The sequence below is a fragment of the Nocardia puris genome (genome assembly GCF_036051655.1).
GTDB lineage: Bacteria > Actinomycetota > Actinomycetes > Mycobacteriales > Mycobacteriaceae > Nocardia > Nocardia puris.
Genome location: NZ_CP107943.1, coordinates 1998092 through 2017695, shown reverse-complemented (window position 1 = coordinate 2017695; position 19604 = coordinate 1998092). Strand labels below are relative to the sequence as shown.

Here is a 19604-nt window from a genome sequence, read left to right as displayed (position 1 = left end):
TCCGCGAGGGAATTCCGCGGCCGCCGGGGGCTATCGCGGGTTATCGGTGTTCACTTATTGTCAGCGGACGTGGCCGTCACCAGTGTCGGTGTGCAGCATCGCTTTTGGTGACGCTCTTCGGCCCTCCGAGGAGGTTGCGATGAGCGTCGACGCCATCGGTGTTGTCGGCAGCGGCGAACCGCTCTTACCGAGCGCCGACCCGTTCCACCGCCCGCCCCGCGGGTTCGCCGCGCGGCCACCCGGGACGATCCTGCGCAGCCGTCGCGTCGACCTCGCGGCATTCGGCCTCGTACCGCAACGCGCCTCGGCCTGGCAGCTGCTCTACCGCAGCACCGATATGCACGGCGCGCCGGAGGTGGCGATCACCACTGTGCTGCTGCCGGACGGCGCCGAACCGGGCGAGGACCGTCCCCTGCTGGCGTTCCAGACGGCGATGGACGCCGTCACCGAACGCTGCTCCCCGTCCTACGCGCTGCGCCGCGGCTCGCGCGCGCTGGGCTCGGTCACCCAGATGGAATGGCTGCTGGTCGCGAACGCGCTGCGCCGCGGGTGGGCGGTCTCCCTCGCCGATCACGAGGGCCCGCACGGCAACTTCGGCGCGCCCCGCGAACCCGGGTACCGCGCGCTCGACGGCTTGCGCGCCGCGTTGAGCTTCGAACCCCTCGGCCTGCCCGCCGACACCAGAATCGGCGTGTGGGGCTACTCCGGGGGCGGTATGGCCAGCTCGTGGGCGGTGGAGATGGCGCCGACCTACGCACCGGAACTCAATATCGTCGGGGCGGTGCTCGGCGCGCCCGTCGGCGATCCGGGACAGGTCTTCGAGCGGCTCAACGGCGGTCATTACGCGGGGCTGCCCGCGATCGTCATCGCCGCGTTGCACCGGCTCTACCCGGCGCTGGGCGAGGTCGTGGCGCGCGATATGACCGACGACGGCCGCCGCTTCCTGGGCATCGCCGAACGCTCCACACCGCTGGCCGCCATCCTCGCGCTGGCGGGCAAACGCGTGGACGACCTGATCAGCCGCCCGCTCGACGAGGTGCTGGCCTCCCCCGAATTCCGGGCCATGTTCGACGACCTCCGGCTGGGCAACTCCATCCCGGCCTGCCCGCTGCTGGTGGTGCAGCCCGTACACGACCAGGTCATCCATATGGACGGCGTGGACGGGCAGGTGGCCCGCTACCGGCGCGGCGGCGCGCACGTGACCTACGTGCGCGACCGGCTCAGCGAGCACTTCTCGATGATGGTGCTCGGCACCCCGATGAGCCTGGACTGGCTGGCCGACCGTCTCGCGGGCGAACCGCCGACCGCCGACGGCGACACGACGGTCTGGTCGGTGCTGACCTCGCCGACCACGCTGCGCGGCCTGCTGGAGATCGCGACGACCACCGCCCGCGTACTGCTCGGCCGCCCGCTGCGGTCCGACCCCGCGCCCGCACCGGCCGCCGTCACCGAGCGGGCCGCCTGAGGGGGCCGGGCGGCGTGATCACCCGCGACCACACGCCGACCCCGGCAATGGGACTTGACAGCGCGACCACACGCGACCGCGCGCCGGTCCCGGCACCGGGACCGAACCCAGTCACCACCACACCGCGAACACCCCGCCGACCCCGCCCTCACCTGGCGCACACGGCCCGGTGAGCACCCGCCGACGACGCGCGCCGAGGGAATCGGACACCGCCCGCCGCCCGCGCGAAAGCGCCCGTCCGGGGTACGAGTGCCGTGCGGTTACGGTGATGCTGGACAATGGACGCCGTGAACGACGCCGCCAACCACACTGTCGAGTCGGTTCCGGGCAGGCCGTCCACAGCGTCGGTCCCGCTCGAAGCGGGCCGACGATCGCCGACCGGATCCCGCCTGTACCCCCGCGTGACCAGCTTCCGCTCCCGCCGGGGCGCGCTGACGCCCAATCAGCAGGGCGCCTGGGAGCGCATGTGGCCGGCGATCGGCCGCGAGGTCGGCGACGCGCCGCTGGACGCCGCCGCCTGGTTCGGCCGCGAGGCGCCGCTGGTCATCGAGATCGGCTGCGGGACGGGCACGGCCACCGCCGCGATGGCGCAGGCCGAACCGCACCTGAACCTGATCGGCATCGAGGTCTACCAGCCGGGCCTGGCGCAGCTGGTGCAGCGCGTGGAGCGCGACGGCATCCAGAACGTCCGCCTGCTGCGCGGCGACGCCGTCGACGTGCTCGAGCACATGATTGCCGAAGAGTCGCTGACCGGGGTCCGGGTGTTCTTCCCGGATCCGTGGCCCAAGGCACGCCACCACAAGCGCAGGCTGTTGCAGCCCGCGACGCTGGCGCTCATCGCCAATCGGCTGAAGCCGGGCGGTGTGCTGCACGTCGCGACCGATCACGCGGGTTACGCCGAGCACATCGCCGAGGTCGGTGCCGCGGAACCCCTGCTCGTGGGCCTGAACGAGGTCACGGGCGGCCCCGGCGGCGCGGTGCTCGACAACGCGCCGATCGGCTTCGAACGGCCCGTGACCAAGTTCGAGGGCAAGGCACATCGGGCCGGAAACGCCATCACCGACTTCATATGGGGCAAGATCGAGTGATGAGCCTTAGCGAGATGGCCCACGAAGTCGTGGATGTTGCCGGGGGGGTGCACGGCGGGTCGGAAGGCCCCGGCGGCGCCACGCCGGATGTACGCCGGGTGCTGCTCGTCTGGGACGCCCCGAATCTCGACATGGGGCTGGGCGCGATCCTGGGCGGCCGCCCGACGGCCGCCTACCGCCCCCGTTTCGACGCGCTCGGCCGGTGGTTGCTGGCGCGCACCGCGGAACTGTCCGTGGGCAGTGCCACCCGGGTGGAGCCCGAGGCGACGGTATTCACCAATATCGCGCCCGGCACCGCCGATGTGGTGCGCCCTTGGGTGGAGGCGCTGCGCAACGTCGGCTACGCGGTGTTCGCCAAACCGAAGATCGACGAGGACTCCGACGTCGACGCCGACATGCTCGCGCACATCGAATTGCGCAGCCGCGGCGCCGGACTCGCGGGCATCATGGTGGCCTCGGCCGACGGTCAGGCCTTCCGCGAACCGCTCGAACAACTCGCCGCCCAGGGCGTGCCGGTCCAGGTGCTCGGCTTCCGCGAGCACGCGAGCTGGGCCGTGACATCCGATACTCTCGAATTCATCGACCTCGAGGACATCCCCGGCGTGTTCCGTGAACCGCTGCCGAGGGTCAGCCTCGACTCGCTGCCCGACGAGGGCGCCTGGCTGCAGCCGTTCCGGCCGCTGTCGGCGCTGCTCACCTCTCGCCCTGCCCAAGGAGTCGCTTAGTGTTCACGCGCTGGGGCGATCTGGTCTACCGGCTGCGCTTCGCCGTCATCGGCGTGGTCACGGCCGCCCTCCTGGCCCTCGGTGGCTACGGCCTCGGCCTGGAGGACCATCTCAGCTCCAGCGGGTGGGACGACCCCACATCGGAGTCCGCGCAGGCCGCCAAGATCGCCGACGCCGCCTTCGGCCGCGATCACAACAGCGACGTGATCCTGCTCTACACGGCGCCGGAGGGGAAGACGATCGACGACCCGGAGTTCCGGGACAAGATCGTCGAGAGCCTCAACCGGCTGCCGCGCGAGCATCCGGAACAGATCGCGAAGGTCAACGGCGCGTACTGGATCACCGAGACCGGGCCCGGCCAGCCGATGCTGTTCGGCTCCAAGGACAAGAAGTACACCTTCGCCTCCATCGCCATCGTCGGTGACAACGACACCGACATGGTGCGCAACTTCCGCGCGGTCAAGGACGTCTTCTACATCGACGGCGTCGACGTGCAGGTCACCGGCCTGCAAGCGGTGGCGGGCACGCTCAACGACACCATGGCCTCCGACCAGAAGCGCATGGAGCTGCTGGCCATCCCGGCCGTCGCGGTGCTGCTGTTCTTCATCTTCGGCGGCCTGGTCGCGGCCGGCCTGCCGCTGGTGGTGGGCGGTCTCACCATCATCGGCGCCAACGGCATCATCATGGCGTTGACGAAGTTCACCGAGGTGAACTCGTTCGTGGGCGGTGTCGTGTCGATGATCGGCCTCGGTCTGGCCATCGACTACGGCTTGTTCATCGTCAGCCGGTTCCGCGAGGAACTGGCCGAGGGCTACGACACCCGCGCCGCCGTGCGCCGCTCGGTGATGACGGCGGGGCGCACGGTCGTGTTCTCCGCGACCATGATCATCGCCAGCCTCGGCGGCATGCTGCTGTTCCCGCAGGGCTTCCTGAAATCGGTCGCCTACGGCACCATCGCCACCGTCTCGCTGGCCGCGCTCACCGCGATCACCATCCTGCCGGCGATGCTCGCGATCCTCGGCCCGCGCGTGGACATGCTCGGCCTCAAGCGTTTCCGCAAGACCAAGACCGCCGAAGAGGTGGAGAACAGCTTCTGGGGCCGGTCCACCCAGTGGGTGATGAAGCACCCGCTCAAGATCGCGGTGCCGATCTGCGTCGGCCTGCTGCTGCTGATCATCCCGGTGAAGAACCTGGCGTTCGGCGGCATCAACGAGCGGTACCTGCCGCCGGACAACCCCACCCGCGTCGCGCTGGAGAACTTCTACGAGGTGTTCCCGCTGCGCAAGACCGACCCGGTGCAGCTGGTGATGGTCTCCGAGGACAGCCAGGCCGTCGGCAACGTGTGGCGCCAGGCCAACGACGCCCCCGGCCTGACCGGTGACTTCTCGACGCCGAGCCGCTCGGTGGACGACCGCAACGTCTACCGCATCGAGGCGACGCTCGAGGACTCCGAGAACGCCAACCCCACCATCGACTATCTGCGCTCGCTCGACGTGCCCGACAACGTCGAGGTCTACGTCGGCGGACAGCCCGCGATCCAGAAGGACAGCATCGACGCGCTGCTGGACCGGATGCCGCTGATGATCGCGCTGGTGCTGTTCACCACCACGGTGCTGATGTTCCTGACGTTCGGATCGCTGGTGCTGCCGATCAAGGCCGCCCTGATGAGCGCGCTCGGGCTCGGGTCCACGCTCGGCATCCTGACCTGGATCTTCGTGGACGGGCACGGTTCCGGGCTGCTGAACTTCACCCCGCAGCCGATCATGTCACCGGTTTTGGTGCTGATCATCGCGGTGATCTACGGCTTGTCCACCGACTACGAGGTGTTCCTGCTGTCCAGGATGGTGGAGGCGCGCAGCCAAGGCGCGTCCACCACCGAGGCGGTGCGCGCCGGCACGGCGCACACGGGTCGCATCATCACCGCGGCGGCGCTGATCCTGCTGGTCGTCGTGGGCGCGTTCGCGTTCTCCGACCTGGTGATGATGCAGTACATCGCCTACGGCCTGATCGCGGCGCTGATCATCGACGCCACCATCCTGCGCATGTGGCTGGTGCCCGCCACCATGAAGCTGCTCGGCGACGACTGCTGGTGGGCGCCCGCCTGGATGAAGCGCATCCAGGAGAAGATCGGCCTGGGCGAGCCCATCCTCGACGACGAGCGCCCCGGCGGCGGCGAAGTGGTCGACCTGGTGAAGACCACGCCGATCACCGATCCGGTCACCATGCAGATGCCGGCCCTGCCGGAGAGCAAGCAGCGCAAGTCGCCGCGGCGGCCGCGCACCATCGAGGAGATCGAGGCCGAAGCGCCCACGCAGCGCATGGATTCGCTGCCGCCCGCGCCGCGGCCGGTGCTGGGTCCGCACGATCCGACGCGCCCGCGCGCCAGTTCGCTGTCGGGGTTGCCCGATCCGGGTGAGTCGCGAGCTGCCATGGATCCGGAGCCTCCGGCCGTGCCGGATGTGGATCCGAATCCGACACAGCGCTTTTCGCCGATCACCGGGGATGCCCCCGGGATCTCGCTGCCCGCCGAGCATGCTTCGGGGCCGAAGCCGCCGCGCCGGATCTCCGATTCCGGTGTGCCGGACGAGGTTTCGTCGGAGGATTCGACGCCGGAGCGGCCCGCGGGGTTCTCGACGCCAGGTGCGCCGGATTCGCCGGCCGGAGTTTCCGGGTTCCGGTTGCCGGAAGCCGAGTCCCAGGAGCCCGGTGGATCGCCTGCGTCGCAAGGTGATTCGGATGCAAGGTTCCGGTCCGGTGCGGATTCGGAGTTCACGCTCGGTGGCGAGTCGGGTGCCGGTGCGCACTTCCGGTCCAGCGAGAACTCGGGAGTGCCGCTCGGCAATGCCGCGGGACCTGCTTCCGGATTCGCGTTCCCCGGTGCGGAATCGGCGCGCTGGCCCGAGACCGAATCCGCCGGGGCGCGGGACGATTCGGGTGCCGATCGCCGGTTCCTGAACGGCGATGCGGATCACGGGCGGTCCGAGGCGGGCGACTCGCGTGCCGCCGACGGGTTCACGCTTCCGGGTGCGGCCTTCGGGCGCCGCGATGATACCGACGCCGCCGCTACCGAAGCGCCCGATTCCGGGGCGTCCAGCGATCCGGGCGTGCCCGGTGGGTTCCGCCCGTTCCAGGCGGATTCGCCCGCGCCGCAGAGCAGCCCGTTCGACGCGGGCACCGGGCTCATCGGCGCCAACCCCGACGCGTCCGAGGACGAGTCGCCGGAATCGGACCTCCCCCTGCCCCGTCTGCCACAGCGCCGACCGGCAAGTCCCGAGAGTTTCTCGCGTCCGGACGCTCCCGACGCGAGCCGGGACGTGTTCACCGCGCCGGGCGCTTCCGGAGCGCCCGAGGGCTTCCGCCCGTTCGACCCGGAAGCGGACGCACCGCAAGGGAATCCGTTCGGCCCGGGCATCGGATTCACCGCGCCCGAGGCGCCGGGCTCGGCGCTGCCGCGACGCGGTGGTGCGCCCACACCGCCGGGCGGGGGATACGCGGTGCCCGGATTCGAGCGGGAGGCTACGTCGCCGGATCGCGGTCCCGCGCACACCAGCCCGGCCGCGCCGGAGGACCTCTGGTCCGCACCCGGCACCGAGGATTCGGTATCGCACGGAAGCCCCTTCGGCACTGCTGCCAGCGCGGATTCGCCTGCGGGCGAGGATGTTTCGCGGAGTGCGGGCCACGGTGACGTCGGGTTCTCGCCGTCGGATTCCGAGGCGGCGCGCGGTGTTTCGCAGGGCCGTGAGTTCTCGGTGCCCGGTTTCGACCAGTACGTGCCGTCGCAGGGTGCACCTGATCCCGGCTCGGCTTCGGGTCGCGACGAGCAGACCCGAGGCCCTCTCGACGCGCCCGTCAACGGCAGCGCCGCCGCGCCGGGCTTCCCGACCGCGTACGACGCGCCGGGACAGGGGACTTCCGAGGAACCTCGAGGCGAGGGCGACCGGCCCGGTGCAGCCGACGGGCCTGCCATCGACGACCGATCCCGGGCAGCCGACCGACCCGGTGCCGCCGATGACGAAGCGGCGCGCCGCGAGGCCGCGCTCTCCGAGTCGACGCGCCCGCTGCCCGCCTCCGAGCTGGCCGGGCCGTGGCGTCCACCGTCGTCCGGCGACGCGGAAGCTTCCCCGTTCGGCCCCGCGCCCACGCAAACCCGGCCGTCGGCGAATCCGCCGCGTATCCCCGTCGGCCGCACCGAGCCGCCGAACACGGATCAGCCGCGCCCGCAGCACATCCCGGCACCGCCGAACCCGATCCGTCACGCTCCCGGCGCCACCCCGGACACGTCGCGCCAGACCCCGACCGACCAGGCCGCGGACGCTCGCGACACCACCCCGGACGACAACCGCGCCAGCATCGAGAACTGGATGGCGGAACTGCGCTCCTCGCGCCGCCGCCCCATCGATCCCGACGCGGGCAAGCACCACAGCGGCGACGGCCGCTCGGTCAGCGTGGACGAACTCCTGCGCCGCAACGACGACGACTGAGCCGAGGCGGCGGCCGTACCCGCGCCGCCTCCACCGTGATCGCACACGAAAGAACCCCGCCCCCAAGTGTTTCGGGGGCGGGGTCCGGTTCGGTCAGGCGGCCGGGTTCTGCTCCGGTTCCCGTTCGCCCGCCTCGGCGAAGGCGCGGGCGTAGCGGGTGCCGGTGAGCAGCAGGAGGATGCCGACGGCGAGGAAGGCGGCCACGCGGACCAAGCCGTCGAGGGTGGCCAGGTCGAACAGGAACAGCTTGGCCAGGGCGGCGGCCGTGACGAGCAGGCCCGAGGCCAGCGCCACCTTCGCGACCGACGGCTTGCGCGCGAGGTTGCGCAGGCCGTAGAACAGCGCGGCGGTGGCGGCGGCCATCCAGCCGATGGTGGCGACGCTGTGGCCGATGATGAACCCGTCCTCGACACCCGTCGCGACGCCGATCGACACGAACGCCGCGGTCACCAGGTACAGCGTCAGGAGGCTGGCCGCCAGCCACAGCACCGATTCCTCGGTGCCGCCCTTCGCCATTCCGGGCAGCCGGCGCACACCCCACACCGCGACCGCGACCACCGCGATGCCGAGGAGAGCGGCCAGCACCGTCGACACGCCCAGCTGTTCCTCCGCGAACCGTTGCGAGGCAAGCGTTTCCGGAGAGGCGGCGTCGAGCAACACGAGCCCGCCGAGCAGCGCGAACACCACACCGATCCCGGCCGCCACCACTGAGCGGACCTGCCCGGCCACCGCCAGGAAGGCCAGGGCCACCAGCAGTGTCGCGATCGGCAGGGTCTGCGCGTTCGTCACGCCGATGCACGCTTCCAGCAGGGCGAACGACCCGGTGACGGCGGCGGCGATCGCGGTGTGACCCGGAATCCGCGCGATATCACGCAGTTTCGGGATCAGCGGCACCGCGGCGACCGCGAGCAGCACTGCGGCGGCGACACCCGCGATGAGCGCGGCCGGGTACCGGTCGAACAGCACGGGCACCGCGAGCAGCGGCAGCGTCGCGACCGCGAACATCGCGGTGGCGGTCACGTCTTGCGCGTGGGCGCGCACCATGATCAGCGTGCCGGCCAGTCCGACCACCGCGATCGCGGACGCCGCCGCGAGCAGCCACAGCGCGCGGTCCTGCTCGACGGTGTCGAAGGTCGCGACGGCGATGCTGACCAGTGCCGCCAGCACCACGGGCACCGTGCGCGCCACGTGCAGGAACGGCCACTCCCTGCCGAGTTGCACTGGCAAGCAGGCGAATTGGAGCACGATCAGGAACGCCAGCAGCACCAGTTCGGAGGTCACGAACGGCGAGAGCAGCGCCGCGCCGAGCACCACCAGCACCGCCAGCGGCTGCGACTTCCACTGCACCGCCAGCGCCACACCGCCCGCCGCGACGGCCAGCGCCACCGCGAGGCCGAGCACCGGATGCAGCCACTCGTAGTAGGCCGTCACCGCGACGACATTCAGGTACGCGCCCGCGATTCCGGTGCCCGCCAAGGCGATTCCGCCGACCCGGCCACCGGTCCTGCCGAACACTCGCATGCCCGCGACCACAAGCCCCGCCGACAGCACCGCACCGGTCGCGACCCGCGCCACCGGCCCGTACAGGCCCGCCTGCGCTGCCAGCACCAGCAACATCACCACGCCGATGAGCGTGACGCCCACACCGGCGATCGCGAGCACCCGGCTGATCACGCCGTCGCGCTGCCACCACGGCACCCCGGGCTGCTTGCGCACCGGCGGCGGCCGCATCCCCGGCGGCACCGCTCCCCCACCGTGCGGCACCGGACCCCGAGGCGGCCAACCCTGCGGCGGCCGCCCGGCATACCCGGGCGCGTAGCCGGGCAGCGGATACGGCACCGCCCCACCCGGCCACCCCTGCTGCCCGGCGGCCTGCCACTGGCCCGGATTCCACTGTCCGGGCGGCGGAACCGGCACACCGCCGGGCGCGCCCGTGGCGGCCGATGTATCGGGCATCGCGGTGCCGGAAGAACCCTCGGCACGCGCCGAACCGGTGCTCCCGAACCCGCTGGCACCTTCGGCGGCGCCGGCATCACCGGCCTCGTCCGCACTTCGGGGTCCACCGACACCCGCCGGCTCACCCGCCGGTGTCGAACCGGACGCACCGGCGGACTTCGACGAAACCGCTTCCGCACCAACAGAAGTCCGATCCCCGCCGCCCGGCGTGCTACCGCTCGCGCCCGGCATCTCACCGGCCGCGTCCGGCACACCAACGGCCGACCGACCCGCCTCCGTCGGCGCGGACGCATCGGTTACGCCCTGCGCACCGGCGAGCGCGCCGGATCGCTCCGACGCCGTTTCGGCAGGAGGTCGGCTCATCGCGCCGGCCGACTCCGGCCGCGTCCCCACCGGAGCCCCGGCCTCGGCCGTCCCCGGCACAGCCGAACGCCCGGCCTCCACCTCGGCCTCCGCCGAGGCACCGGTCTTCCAGGAAACGCTGCGCGGGACCGTGAGGTCCGCGGCCACTTGTTCGCGCAGCAGCGCGAGGTCGCGCCCGAGGACACCCATCCGCGTTCCGAGCGCGGTGAACTCACCGGACAAGCGCGAGATCAGCGCGGGATCGAGAGATGTAGTCATATCTCCATGCTCGGCCCCTCATCCGCGCCGAACATGAGTAGAAACACCCGGACCGCGCTCGATATCTACGCGACTTCCGCCCGACCGGCCCCCACCCGTGGGAGTGGGGGCCGGTCCCGCCGGATGGTCAGGCGGTGTGGGCGCGCACGCCCGTCACCTGGTGCACGGCGCGGATGACGGCCGCGCGGGGCGGCATGCGCAGCACGCCGGACCCGGGTTCGCCCGCCCAGTGCCAGCCTTGGGGCGAGTCGGTGCTGGGCAGCAGCACGTGCCTGCCGCCCGGCACCACGGTGACCCCGTGCCCGGCGAGGGTGCGCCGGACGTGCGGATCGACCGGCGTGACCGGGCTGGGCGGGTTGACCAGGAAGGTCCAGGTGCGTTCGCCCGGATCGGCGATCACCGGGGCGTGACCGGTCCGGTCCAGCGCGGCGAGCACCCGTTCACCCAGATCGGGTGGCATGACGATCGCGCCGAGGATGGTGCCCGTGGTCACCACGGGACGTCCGGCGAGCAATTGCACGGGCAGCCCGTAGCGATGACGCAGCAGGTGGGCGGCTTCGTGCGGAGTGTGACAGCTTTCGAACATGGCGATTCCCCCTCAGACGATGCGGTGATGGTGGCGGATCGTCCCGGGTAGTACGCCGTCGCGCGGTAAGTGCCGCGCGGGTCGGTCGGTGAGTACCTGCGATGCGGTCGCGCGGTCGGCGCGCCGGGCTCGCACAGTGGTGTTCGGCATCGTGGTCATTTGCCGTCGCCCTTTGCGTTCTCAAAGTTGCAGAAAGGCAACGGTATTCCAACGGGGGGCCGACGAGTCGTACGTAATGTCCCACTTCATGTGAAAGGTATGGCCTAGCGTCGTACCCTGAAACCCGGATGTAACAAAGGACATGGCTACATGGACGACTCATCGATCGGGGTACGGATCCGGCGTTTCCGCGGCAAAGCGCTTACCCAGCGCCAGCTCGCGGACCAAGCCGGGGTGAGCGTCGACCTGGTGCGCAAGCTGGAGCAGGGCGGACGCCAGACAGCGTCGATCGCCAGCCTCCAGAAACTGGCGCGCGCCCTCGACGTGGACATCTCCGATCTGGTCGGCAAACGCCACGGGATACCTTCCGGCAACCCCGACGCGGGCATCGTCGCGATCCGGCGCGCGTTGACCCCGGTTGACGATCTGCTCGGCGAGGTGCCCGAGGAGGAGGCGGTGAGCCTGGACGACGGCCGCCGCGCCGTCGACTACGCCTGGGGCGCCTACTGGGCGGGGCGCTACGAACTGCTCACCACCATCCTGCCCGCGAACCTGACCCAGTTGCGCGCCACCGTGCACGCCGCGCGCAACGGCACGGTCGCGCCGGCCAACGAACTGCTGGCCCGCATGTACTGGGTGACCGGGTGCACGCTGGTGCACCTCGGGCAGACCGATCCGGCGTTCCTGGCCATCCGCCAGGCGCTGGCCGCCGCCGAACTCGGCGACGATCCGCTGTTGCTCGCGACGGTGCGCGGTTCGGTCGCCTGGCAGTTGCTGGTGCAGGGGCGCTACGACGAGTCGCGCCGGGTGGCGCTGCGCGCGGCGGCGGAGCTGGAACCGGCCGGTGACGTTGCGCCGGCGCATCTTTCGGCCTACGGATCGCTGGTTCTGCAGGGCGCCACCGCTTCCGGGCGCGCGCAGGACGTGCCGGAGGCGCTCTCGCTGGCGCAGGCGGCGGGCGAGGTGGCGGTGCGCCTCGGCACCGATCGTCAGGACTACGAAACCTATTTCGGCCCTTCGCAAGTCATCATGCAGACGGTGGACGTGAACGTCTCCTCCGAACGCTATTCCGAGGCGCTGACCGCGGCCCGCGAGATGCCCGCCAGTTCCGGCCTGCCCCAGGCCTCCCGGGCCCGCCACCTCACCGACACCGCCGTGGCGCTCACCCGCACCGGACAGCACCAGCGCGCGCTGGACGCGCTGCTCACCGCCGAGCGCGTCGGCGGCCCCGACTGGCTCAAATACCAATCCCTGCCCCGCCACATCGTGTCCGAACTGCTCGACCACGACCGCCGCATCCCCCTGCGCGCCCTGGCCCGCCGCATCGGCGTCAACACCTGACGCGAATCACCGAGACGCGCCGGACGATCCCCACCGCCGGCACATGACGTGCGAGTCACCAAGTCGCACCGAACACCGCCGAAACCCTCACATCCCCATGAACTTGCGCCAGTGGGTGCTCAGCGGGTGTTTGGCGGTGACGCTGCCGAAACGCAGCCGGCCGTGGACGACGATGTGGAGCGGGCCGATCGGGGGGCCGGTGCGCACCTTGTTATTGATGCTGGAGCCGATGAGGTCGAGCGCGTTGAGGTCGACGGTGGCCTTGTCGGGGACGATGAGGGTGAGCGAGCTGCACACGTCGTCCACGCGGAGTTCGACGACCTGGGTGGTCATCACGGCCTCGGTGAAGTCGAGGGTGACGCCGGAGAACCAGCTGTTGAGGTGCAGGGTGGCGGGCACGGTCCACGGGCCGCGCCGGGTGGGGTTGGACATGCGGCCGCGGATCACGTCGGCGCGGGCGGGGACGGCCGCGGACGACGCGACCGGCGACGGATGCCCCGGCGCGGCGTTGACGAAGTTCGTGGGCGTGGCGGCGGGCTGCCCCACCAGGCGCACGCCGGGCAGGTCGATGAGCACGGCGTTCAGCTCGCCGCGCGTCTTGGCGGCCAGCGCGGTGTCCATGCGCTCGGTGAACTCCCCGAGCGAGAGCATGCCGAGGCCGACGGCCCGCTGCAACAGCTGGCCGACGTGTTCGCGCTCGGCGTCGGAGACGCGCAGATCCCGGTCGCTCACGGTCTCCCCGCGCCCGATACCGCTGGTTTCCGATTCGGCGCCGCCCATGGCGTCGAGATTACCGAGAATCCGGACATCGCGGCATCAGGGCGATCCCCGATTCCCGGGGGCTCGCGCATCCTCCGGAAGTCGGACGCGCTACTCGAGCCCCTGCTCGATGGCGTAGCGGGTGAGCTCGACGCGGTTGGCCAACTGCAACTTCCGCAGCGTGGCCTGCACGTGATTCTCCACGGTGCGGTGGCTGAGCCCGAGCCTCGACGCGATCTGCTTGGCGGACAGGCCTTTCGCCACCATGCGCAGCACCTCGGTCTCGCGTTCGGTGAGCGCGGGGCGGTGCGGTTCGTCGGGTTCGGCGGGCGCGGTGGCCATCCGGCGGTACTCGCCGAGCACCAGCCCGGCCAGGCCGGGGGTGAACACCGGCTGACCGGCGGCGGTGGCGCGCACCGCGTCGACGAGTTCGGCCGCCGACGCGCTCTTGACCAGGTAGCCCGACGCGCCCGCCTTGATCGCGTCGAGCACGTCGTCGCGTTCGGCCGAGGCCGAGAGCACCAGCACCCGGCTCTCCGGCGAGACGCGCAGCACCTCGGCGGTGGCCTGGGCGCCGTTGCCGTCGGGTAGCTGCATATCCATCAGCACCACGGCGGGCCGCACGGCCGCCGCACGCCGGGTGGCGGCCGCGACGCCGTCGGCGGTCGCGGCCACGTGGAAACCGGCCTCGCCGAGGTCGCGGGAGACCCCGTCGCGCCACATCGGGTGGTCGTCCACCACCATCACCGAAACCTGCTCGGCCACACCGTCATCGGTCACCGCGACCTCCTCTCGACGCCGTTCTCGTCACGCCGGGCCGCCGCGCGGTACCCGGAACTCCCATTCCACACCCTCACCCTCCCCTTCCGTGAGCAGTTCGGCGACCCCGCCGAGCGCGGCGATCCGCCCGACGATGGAGCGCGACACGCCCATCCGGCCCTCAGCCTCGGCCTCGGCGAGCCGTCCCGCCGGGATGCCCACCCCGTCGTCGCGCACGCTGACGATCAGCTCGTCGCCCGTGTCCTCCAGCAGCACATAGGCTTTCGCGTCGGGCCCGGCGTGCAGTTCGACATTGGTCAACGCCGTCGACACGGCCGCCGCGAGTTCCCCGGCCGCCCACCGCCCGACCCGCACCGGCTCACCGGGCGTGGACACGAACACCTTCGGCGTGGCGTGCGCGGTGAGCAGCGGGCGCAGGTCCACTTCCGCCCCGCCGCGATCCTCGCGCACCCCTTGTTCGGAGATGAGCACCCGCAGCGCCACCTCCTGCTCCCCGGCTCGCTGCGCCAATTCCTCGGTGGCGCCGCCGATCTCGCTGCCGCGCCGCTTGATGTAGCTGAGCACCTGGAGCACGCCGTCGTGCACCTCGCGCGCCAACCGCTCGCGTTCCTCGGCGGCGGCGGTGAGCCGCACCGCGCGCTGCAACTGCTCCTGGGCGCGCCGCGCGGTGTTGGCGGCCAGCCCGAGCGCCAAGCCCACCGAGACCAGCACCGGGGCCGTGGCGTCGGCCCACACGTCCTGCCCCCACTGCTCGCGCGCGGTGATGATCATGCAGGCGATCAGCAGCCCCGAGGCGATGCCCAGGATCGGGCCGCGCAGGATGGCCGCCGAGATCACGGCGTTGGCCGCCCACATGGTGGTGGGCAGGGTCTGATGCCCGTGGTACCAGTCGTAGTCGGCGACCAGGCGGGTGGCCCAGATCAGCCCGATCACCACCACGTGGTCGCCGATCACCACCCAGCGCCGCACCCGCGCCACCTCCTCGCCCTGCCACTGCGAGAGCATCAGCGCCGACGCGCCCGACCACAGCACCATGAGCGCGATGAAGAACCAGCTCAGCCGCTGATTCTGGTAGTACGGCACCGATGCGAACTGCTGGCCCACCGCGTACAGCAGCGTGACCAGGCGAAACGCCTGCACCGCCCGCCACAGCGGCGCGGTGGCGGCGTCCTCGGGGTCGGGTTCGGCGGCGCGCGTGGTCACCGGGACCCGCCCGGTTTCGGCGTGCGCAGCAGCGGCGAGTCGGGGCGGCGCGCCTCGCTCTCCAGGGTCGCGGCCACGTCGAACCGTCCGGGCTCTGGACGGTCCGGTTCCGCCGAATACAGCCGGTAGTCGCCGGAGCGCAGCTCGCCGATCGCCTCCTGCGGACTGTCCACCAGCAGCGAGCGGATGGCCGTGTTCATCACCGCGACGAACGGCACCGCCAGCAGCGCGCCCGCGATCCCGCCGAGCACCAGGCCCGCGGCGATCGCCAGCACCACGGCCAGCGGGTGGATGCTCACCGCCCGGCCCAGCAGCAGCGGTTGCAGCACGTGGCTCTCCAGCTGCATCACCGCGATGATGATGCCGAGCACGATCAGCGCCGTCACCAATCCCTTGGTGACCAGCGCGATGAACACCGCGATGAACCCGGCCAGGAACGCGCCGATGATCGGGATGAACGCGCTGATGAACACCAGCGAGGCCAGCGGCAGCGCCAGCGGGACGCCCAGGATCGCCAGCCCGGCGCCGATGCCGATCGCGTCGACCGCCGCCACCACCACGGTGGCGCGCACGAACCCGACCAGCGAGCCGAACCCGAGCTGCCCGGCCAGGCGCACCCGCTCGCGGTGGCCCCTCGGCACGATCCGGGTGACGAACTCCCAGATCTGATCGCCGCCGTAGAGGAAGAAGATGAGGATGAACAGCGTCAGGAAGGTGCCGGTGAGGATGTGCCCGATCACCGTCGCGGTGGTCAGCGCGCCCGAGGTGAGACTGTCCTGGTTGGACTGGATGGCGTTGACGATCGTGTCGCCCGCGTTGCGGATCTGGTCGTCGCTCATGTGGAACGGGCCGTTGATCAGCCAGTCCTGGATCCGCTCCACGCTCGCGGTGAACTCGTCGGTCAGCTGCGGCACGCCGGCCACGAACTGCTCCACGACGAAGGTCATGATGCCCGCCACCACGCCGAGCGAACCGACCAGCGCGACGAACACGCCCACCCAGCGCGGCACGCCGAGCCGCTGCATCCAATCCACCAGCGGGGCCAGCAGTGCGGCCGCCAGCAGCGCGATCGCCAGCGGTATCACCACCGTCGCCAGCCGCTGCACGATCATCGACAGTGCCAGCACCGCGGCGAAGATCACCAGCAGCCGCCACGCCCACTCCGCGGTCTGACGGACGATCGGATGCACCGCGTCGGCCGCCGGACCCCGGCTCGGCGCGCTCTGCTCGGGTTGGCTCACCCCCCGCAGCGTAATGGACCCGGATGGCGCGCCGAGGGCGTGAACGCGCGGGCGGGGGCACGAACCCGCATGATCGAAACGCTAGATTGGTGAGCGTGTCAGCGCCCCTGCAAGCGGTCAAACAGACCATGCGCACGCGCTGGCCGCTATACCTGACATCGATGCTGTTGGCCAATGCCTTCGGCGCGGTCCTGGTGTGGGCGTTCCTCCAGTACGGTCTGCCCACCCAGGAGGGCGAGGCGGCCGGCGCGCGCCGCATCGGCCTGGTGGTGCCCGCCCTCGTCTTCTGCACCGGCGGGCTGCTCAGCCTCGCCGCGTCCGCGCTGATGCTGCGCCCGGTGATGCGCTGGCAGGTGCGCGGCGGTCCGCCGAGCCGCCAGGAGCAGATGGCCGCGCTGCACGCGCCGCTGCGCCAGGCGATCCTGCACCTGGTGCTGTGGATCATCGGCGGCGCGGTGCTGGCCGGGATCATCATCGTCGAATCGCCCGAACTGGCCGGCGCGGTGGTCATCACCGAGTGCATGGCCGCCACCATCGTGTTCGGCTTCACCTACATGCTGGGCGAACGCATCCTGCGCCCGGTCGCCGCGCAGGCGCTCACCGAGGGCTCGTTCGACCACACGCTCACCCCGGGCGTGGGCACCAGGATGGCGATGACCTGGGGGATGGGCACATTCGCGCCCACCATCGCCATCGTGCTGCTGTGCGTCACCCAGATCTCCACCGACGTGCGGTTCTCCGCGCAGTCGCTGGCCATCTCCATCCTGCTGCTGTGCGGTGTGGTGATCATGCAGGCGCTGGCGCTGTCCATGCTCACCGCCTCCAGCATCTCCGATCCGGTGCGCCAGCTCAGCCAGGCCATCGACAGTGTCCAGGACGGCGCGCTCGACGTGCAGGTGGAGGTGTTCGACGGCAGCGAGATCGGCCTGCTCCAGGTCGGTTTCAACCGGATGATGGAGGAGGCGGCCAAACGCCGCCAGCTCCAGGAGCTGTTCGGCCAGCATGTGGGCGAGGAGGTCGCCCAGCGCGCCCTGGACTACGGCACCGAGCTCGGCGGTGAGACCCGGTTCGTCGCGGTGCTGTTCGTCGATATGGTCGGTTCCACCGCCACCGCCGCCGAACGCCCGCCCACCGAAGTGGTGAGCCTGCTCAACGAGTTCTTCCGCGTCGTGGTGGACGTGATCGACCGGCACCACGGATTCGTCAACAAATTCGTCGGCGACGCCGCGCTCGCCATTTTCGGCGCGCCGCTGGACCGCCCCGACGCGCCGACCGCCGCGCTGGCCGCGGGCCGGGAATTGCGCGAGGCACTGCGCGAGGTGCCCGGATTGGATATCGGCATCGGGGTGTCGGCGGGTCTGGCGGTCGCGGGCAATATCGGCGCGGCCAACCGGTTCGAATACACGGTGATCGGCGATCCGGTGAACGAAGCGTCCCGGCTCACCGAATTGGCAAAGGACCAGCCGGGCCGGGTGCTCGCCTCGGGCAGCGCGCTGTATTTCGCCGACGAGAGCGAACAGAGCAATTGGGAGACCGGCCCCGAGGTGCAATTGCGCGGCCGCCGCCGGAAAACCCGGCTGGCCTGGCCGAAGGCCCAGACCGATCCCCGTGCCGAATCGGACGCCGAGACCGCGGATTCGCTAGGCTGACCTCGTGGCGGCCAACGGGGAGCGCACCGGCGAGCACACATCGCCGCCGTCCACCCGGAAGTCGCGCACGGGCCGATACCGGTGGGTGAAATGGGTGCTGGGCGCCGCCCTGCTGGCCCTGCTCCTCGCCGAAGGCGTGTATCTCGCGCCGCGGTTGCACGAATCCTGGCGCAAACTCACCGAAATCCATTGGGGCTGGGTCGCGCTCGCCATCGCTTTGCAGGCGTTGTCGATGAGCGGATTCGGGCGCGTGCAGAAACAATTGCTGCGCGCGGGCGGCGTCGAGGTGAGCCAGCGCAAATCGGTGGCTGTGGTGTACGGCGCCACCGCCATGTCGGTGACCCTGCCCGCGGGACAGGTGTTCTCCACCGCCTTCACCTACCGCCAGACCAGGCGCTGGGGCGCGAATCCGATGGTCGCGTCCTGGCAGTTGGTGATCTCCGGCGTGATCGCGAGCATGGGACTGGCGCTGCTGGCGTTCGCGGGCGCGCTACTGGTCGGCAACCGGGTGGGCCCGGTGCAGCTGGTGCTCTCGGTGGCCGTGGTCGTCGCGGTGGTGTGGGCGGGCAACCACCTCGCGCGCAACCCCGGCGCCCTGGAATCGATGGCGCGGCGGATCCTGGCCCTGATCAACCGGATTCGCAAACGGCCGCCCGAGCGCGGGATGGGCAAGGTCTCCGACGTACTGTCCCAGCTGGAGTCGGTGGACCTGGGCAAACGCGACGGCGCGCTGGTCGGCGTGTGGGCGCTGGTGCACCGGTTCGCCGACGTGGCCTGTCTGGGCGCGGCCTGTTACGCGGTGGGCGGCGATCCGAAGATCGCCGGCCTGCTCATCGCCTTCACCGCGGGTAAGGCCGTGGGTTCCATCCCGTTCGCGCCCGGCGGCATCGTCTACGTGGACGCTACGCTCATCTACGGGCTCACCGCGGGCGCGGGCCTGCCCGCCGCGCAGGCCGTCGCGGCCGCCTTCGTCTACCGCATGGTGAGTTTCGTCCTCCTCGCGATCGTCGGCTGGATCATCTTCGCCTTCCTCTTCCGCACCCCGCACTCCGACGACGCCGCCTACGAGCGCGAATTCGAGGAACGCCGCGCGGTGTAGTCGCGGCCGCGGGGTCACTGGCGAGTGCATGCACCGTCCACCCCGTCCGGTATGGGCGGCCGTCCAGTGCCCACTACTCTGGCGCGCGTGAAGAGACTGTGGCCGCTGGCGGTGGACGTGGTGTTGGTGATCCTCTTCTGTGCCATCGGCCGGCGCAGTCACGACGAGGCGGTGCTGGCGGGGTTGGCCAAGACCGCGTGGCCGTTCCTGATCGGGCTGGGGATCGGGTGGGGCGCCGCGTACGCGCTCACCTCGCGCAACGGCGACCGGTTCGACGGAACCACGCTGTGGCCCACCGGAATCCTGGTGTGGGCCTGCACTCTGGTGGGCGGCATGCTGCTGCGCGCGGTGAGCGGGCAGGGCACCGCGGCCAGCTTCCTGCTGGTCGCGGGCACCGTGCTCGCACTGTTCCTGCTGGGCTGGCGCGCGGCGGTCAAAGCGCTGGACTGAC

The 19604-nt window shown here is 71.1% G+C and carries 13 protein-coding genes and 1 pseudogene; 8 read left to right on the top strand and 6 right to left on the bottom strand.

Annotated features, from left to right (window positions below; all coding sequences use genetic code 11):
• The first annotated feature begins 139 nt into the window (after positions 1-139).
• From OHB21_RS08910 to OHB21_RS08895, 4 genes and pseudogenes are all read left to right on the top strand, one after another.
• Positions 140-1465 (top strand): lipase family protein, encoded by a 1326-nt coding sequence (locus OHB21_RS08910; RefSeq protein WP_067503313.1) that lies wholly within the window; start codon positions 140-142, stop codon positions 1463-1465.
• A 278-nt stretch (positions 1466-1743) separates the two neighbouring features.
• Positions 1744-2553, top strand: a complete 810-nt coding sequence (trmB, locus tag OHB21_RS08905; RefSeq protein ID WP_195125071.1) for a tRNA (guanosine(46)-N7)-methyltransferase TrmB — start codon at positions 1744-1746, stop codon at positions 2551-2553.
• The gene (locus OHB21_RS08900; protein WP_084537304.1) at positions 2553-3278 is read left to right on the top strand and encodes an NYN domain-containing protein; all 726 of its coding nucleotides are present in this window, start codon (positions 2553-2555) and stop codon (positions 3276-3278) included. Before trmB ends, OHB21_RS08900 begins: the two co-directional genes overlap by 1 nt.
• Positions 3278-5899, top strand: a pseudogene (locus OHB21_RS08895) (MMPL family transporter); the annotation flags it as partial. The gene OHB21_RS08900 and the pseudogene OHB21_RS08895, both read left to right, overlap by 1 nt.
• A 1953-nt stretch (positions 5900-7852) precedes the next feature.
• Here the strand turns inward: OHB21_RS08895 and OHB21_RS08890 are convergent.
• On the bottom strand, positions 7853-10336 hold the full coding sequence (locus OHB21_RS08890) for a DUF2339 domain-containing protein (protein ID WP_228789792.1): 2484 nt from the start codon (positions 10334-10336) through the stop codon (positions 7853-7855).
• Between the two features lie 127 nt (positions 10337-10463).
• Complete coding sequence (locus OHB21_RS08885; protein WP_067503310.1) at positions 10464-10922, bottom strand: hypothetical protein; 459 nt, start codon at positions 10920-10922, stop codon at positions 10464-10466.
• Positions 10923-11231: 309 nt separating this feature from the next.
• On the opposite strand from OHB21_RS08885, the gene OHB21_RS08880 reads away from it, so the two are divergent.
• Positions 11232-12422 (top strand): helix-turn-helix domain-containing protein, encoded by a 1191-nt coding sequence (locus tag OHB21_RS08880; protein ID WP_067503306.1) that lies wholly within the window; start codon positions 11232-11234, stop codon positions 12420-12422.
• An 87-nt stretch (positions 12423-12509) separates the two neighbouring features.
• On the opposite strand, the gene OHB21_RS08875 is transcribed toward OHB21_RS08880, so the two are convergent.
• From OHB21_RS08875 to OHB21_RS08860, 4 genes are all read right to left on the bottom strand, one after another.
• Positions 12510-13154 carry a DUF1707 SHOCT-like domain-containing protein gene (locus tag OHB21_RS08875; protein WP_113975125.1) on the bottom strand — a complete coding sequence of 215 codons (645 nt, stop codon included), beginning with the start codon at positions 13152-13154 and terminating at the stop codon, positions 12510-12512.
• A gap of 138 nt (positions 13155-13292) precedes the next feature.
• A complete protein-coding gene (locus OHB21_RS08870; RefSeq protein WP_067503448.1) occupies positions 13293-13925 on the bottom strand; it encodes a response regulator in 633 nt (210 codons plus the stop codon).
• A gap of 63 nt (positions 13926-13988) precedes the next feature.
• Positions 13989-15164 (bottom strand): MacS family sensor histidine kinase, encoded by a 1176-nt coding sequence (gene macS / locus OHB21_RS08865; RefSeq protein WP_084537303.1) that lies wholly within the window; start codon positions 15162-15164, stop codon positions 13989-13991.
• A complete protein-coding gene (locus OHB21_RS08860; protein ID WP_067503298.1) occupies positions 15161-16405 on the bottom strand; it encodes an AI-2E family transporter in 1245 nt (414 codons plus the stop codon). The genes macS and OHB21_RS08860 overlap by 4 nt, the downstream gene beginning before the upstream one ends.
• Before the next feature lie 128 nt (positions 16406-16533).
• Here OHB21_RS08860 and OHB21_RS08855 point away from each other — a divergent pair, with 128 nt between their 5' ends.
• The 3 genes from OHB21_RS08855 to OHB21_RS08845 all read left to right on the top strand — a co-directional run bounded on the left by OHB21_RS08855 (position 16534) and on the right by OHB21_RS08845 (position 19603).
• Positions 16534-18054: an adenylate/guanylate cyclase domain-containing protein gene (locus tag OHB21_RS08855; RefSeq protein WP_195126408.1), complete on the top strand. Its 1521-nt coding sequence runs from the start codon at positions 16534-16536 to the stop codon at positions 18052-18054.
• A gap of 4 nt (positions 18055-18058) precedes the next feature.
• Positions 18059-19153, top strand: a complete 1095-nt coding sequence (locus OHB21_RS08850) for a lysylphosphatidylglycerol synthase transmembrane domain-containing protein (protein WP_067503295.1) — start codon at positions 18059-18061, stop codon at positions 19151-19153.
• 87 nt (positions 19154-19240) lie between these two features.
• Entirely contained in the window at positions 19241-19603 is a 363-nt protein-coding gene (locus OHB21_RS08845; RefSeq protein ID WP_067503439.1) for a DUF3054 domain-containing protein, read from the top strand.
• The last annotated feature ends 1 nt before the right edge of the window (position 19604 follow it).

Bases quoted from the DNA above. Each gene is read 5' to 3' on its own strand.
- OHB21_RS08910 (WP_067503313.1), top strand. From the start codon at position 140: ATGAGCGTCGACGCCATCGGTGTTGTCGGCAGCGGCGAACCGCTCTTA.
- trmB (WP_195125071.1), top strand. From the start codon at position 1,744: ATGGACGCCGTGAACGACGCCGCCAACCACACTGTCGAGTCGGTTCCG.
- OHB21_RS08900 (WP_084537304.1), top strand. From the start codon at position 2,553: ATGAGCCTTAGCGAGATGGCCCACGAAGTCGTGGATGTTGCCGGGGGG.
- OHB21_RS08890 (WP_228789792.1), bottom strand. From the start codon at position 10,336: ATGACTACATCTCTCGATCCCGCGCTGATCTCGCGCTTGTCCGGTGAG.
- OHB21_RS08885 (WP_067503310.1), bottom strand. From the start codon at position 10,922: ATGTTCGAAAGCTGTCACACTCCGCACGAAGCCGCCCACCTGCTGCGT.
- OHB21_RS08880 (WP_067503306.1), top strand. From the start codon at position 11,232: ATGGACGACTCATCGATCGGGGTACGGATCCGGCGTTTCCGCGGCAAA.
- OHB21_RS08870 (WP_067503448.1), bottom strand. From the start codon at position 13,925: ATGGTGGTGGACGACCACCCGATGTGGCGCGACGGGGTCTCCCGCGAC.
- OHB21_RS08855 (WP_195126408.1), top strand. From the start codon at position 16,534: ATGCGCACGCGCTGGCCGCTATACCTGACATCGATGCTGTTGGCCAAT.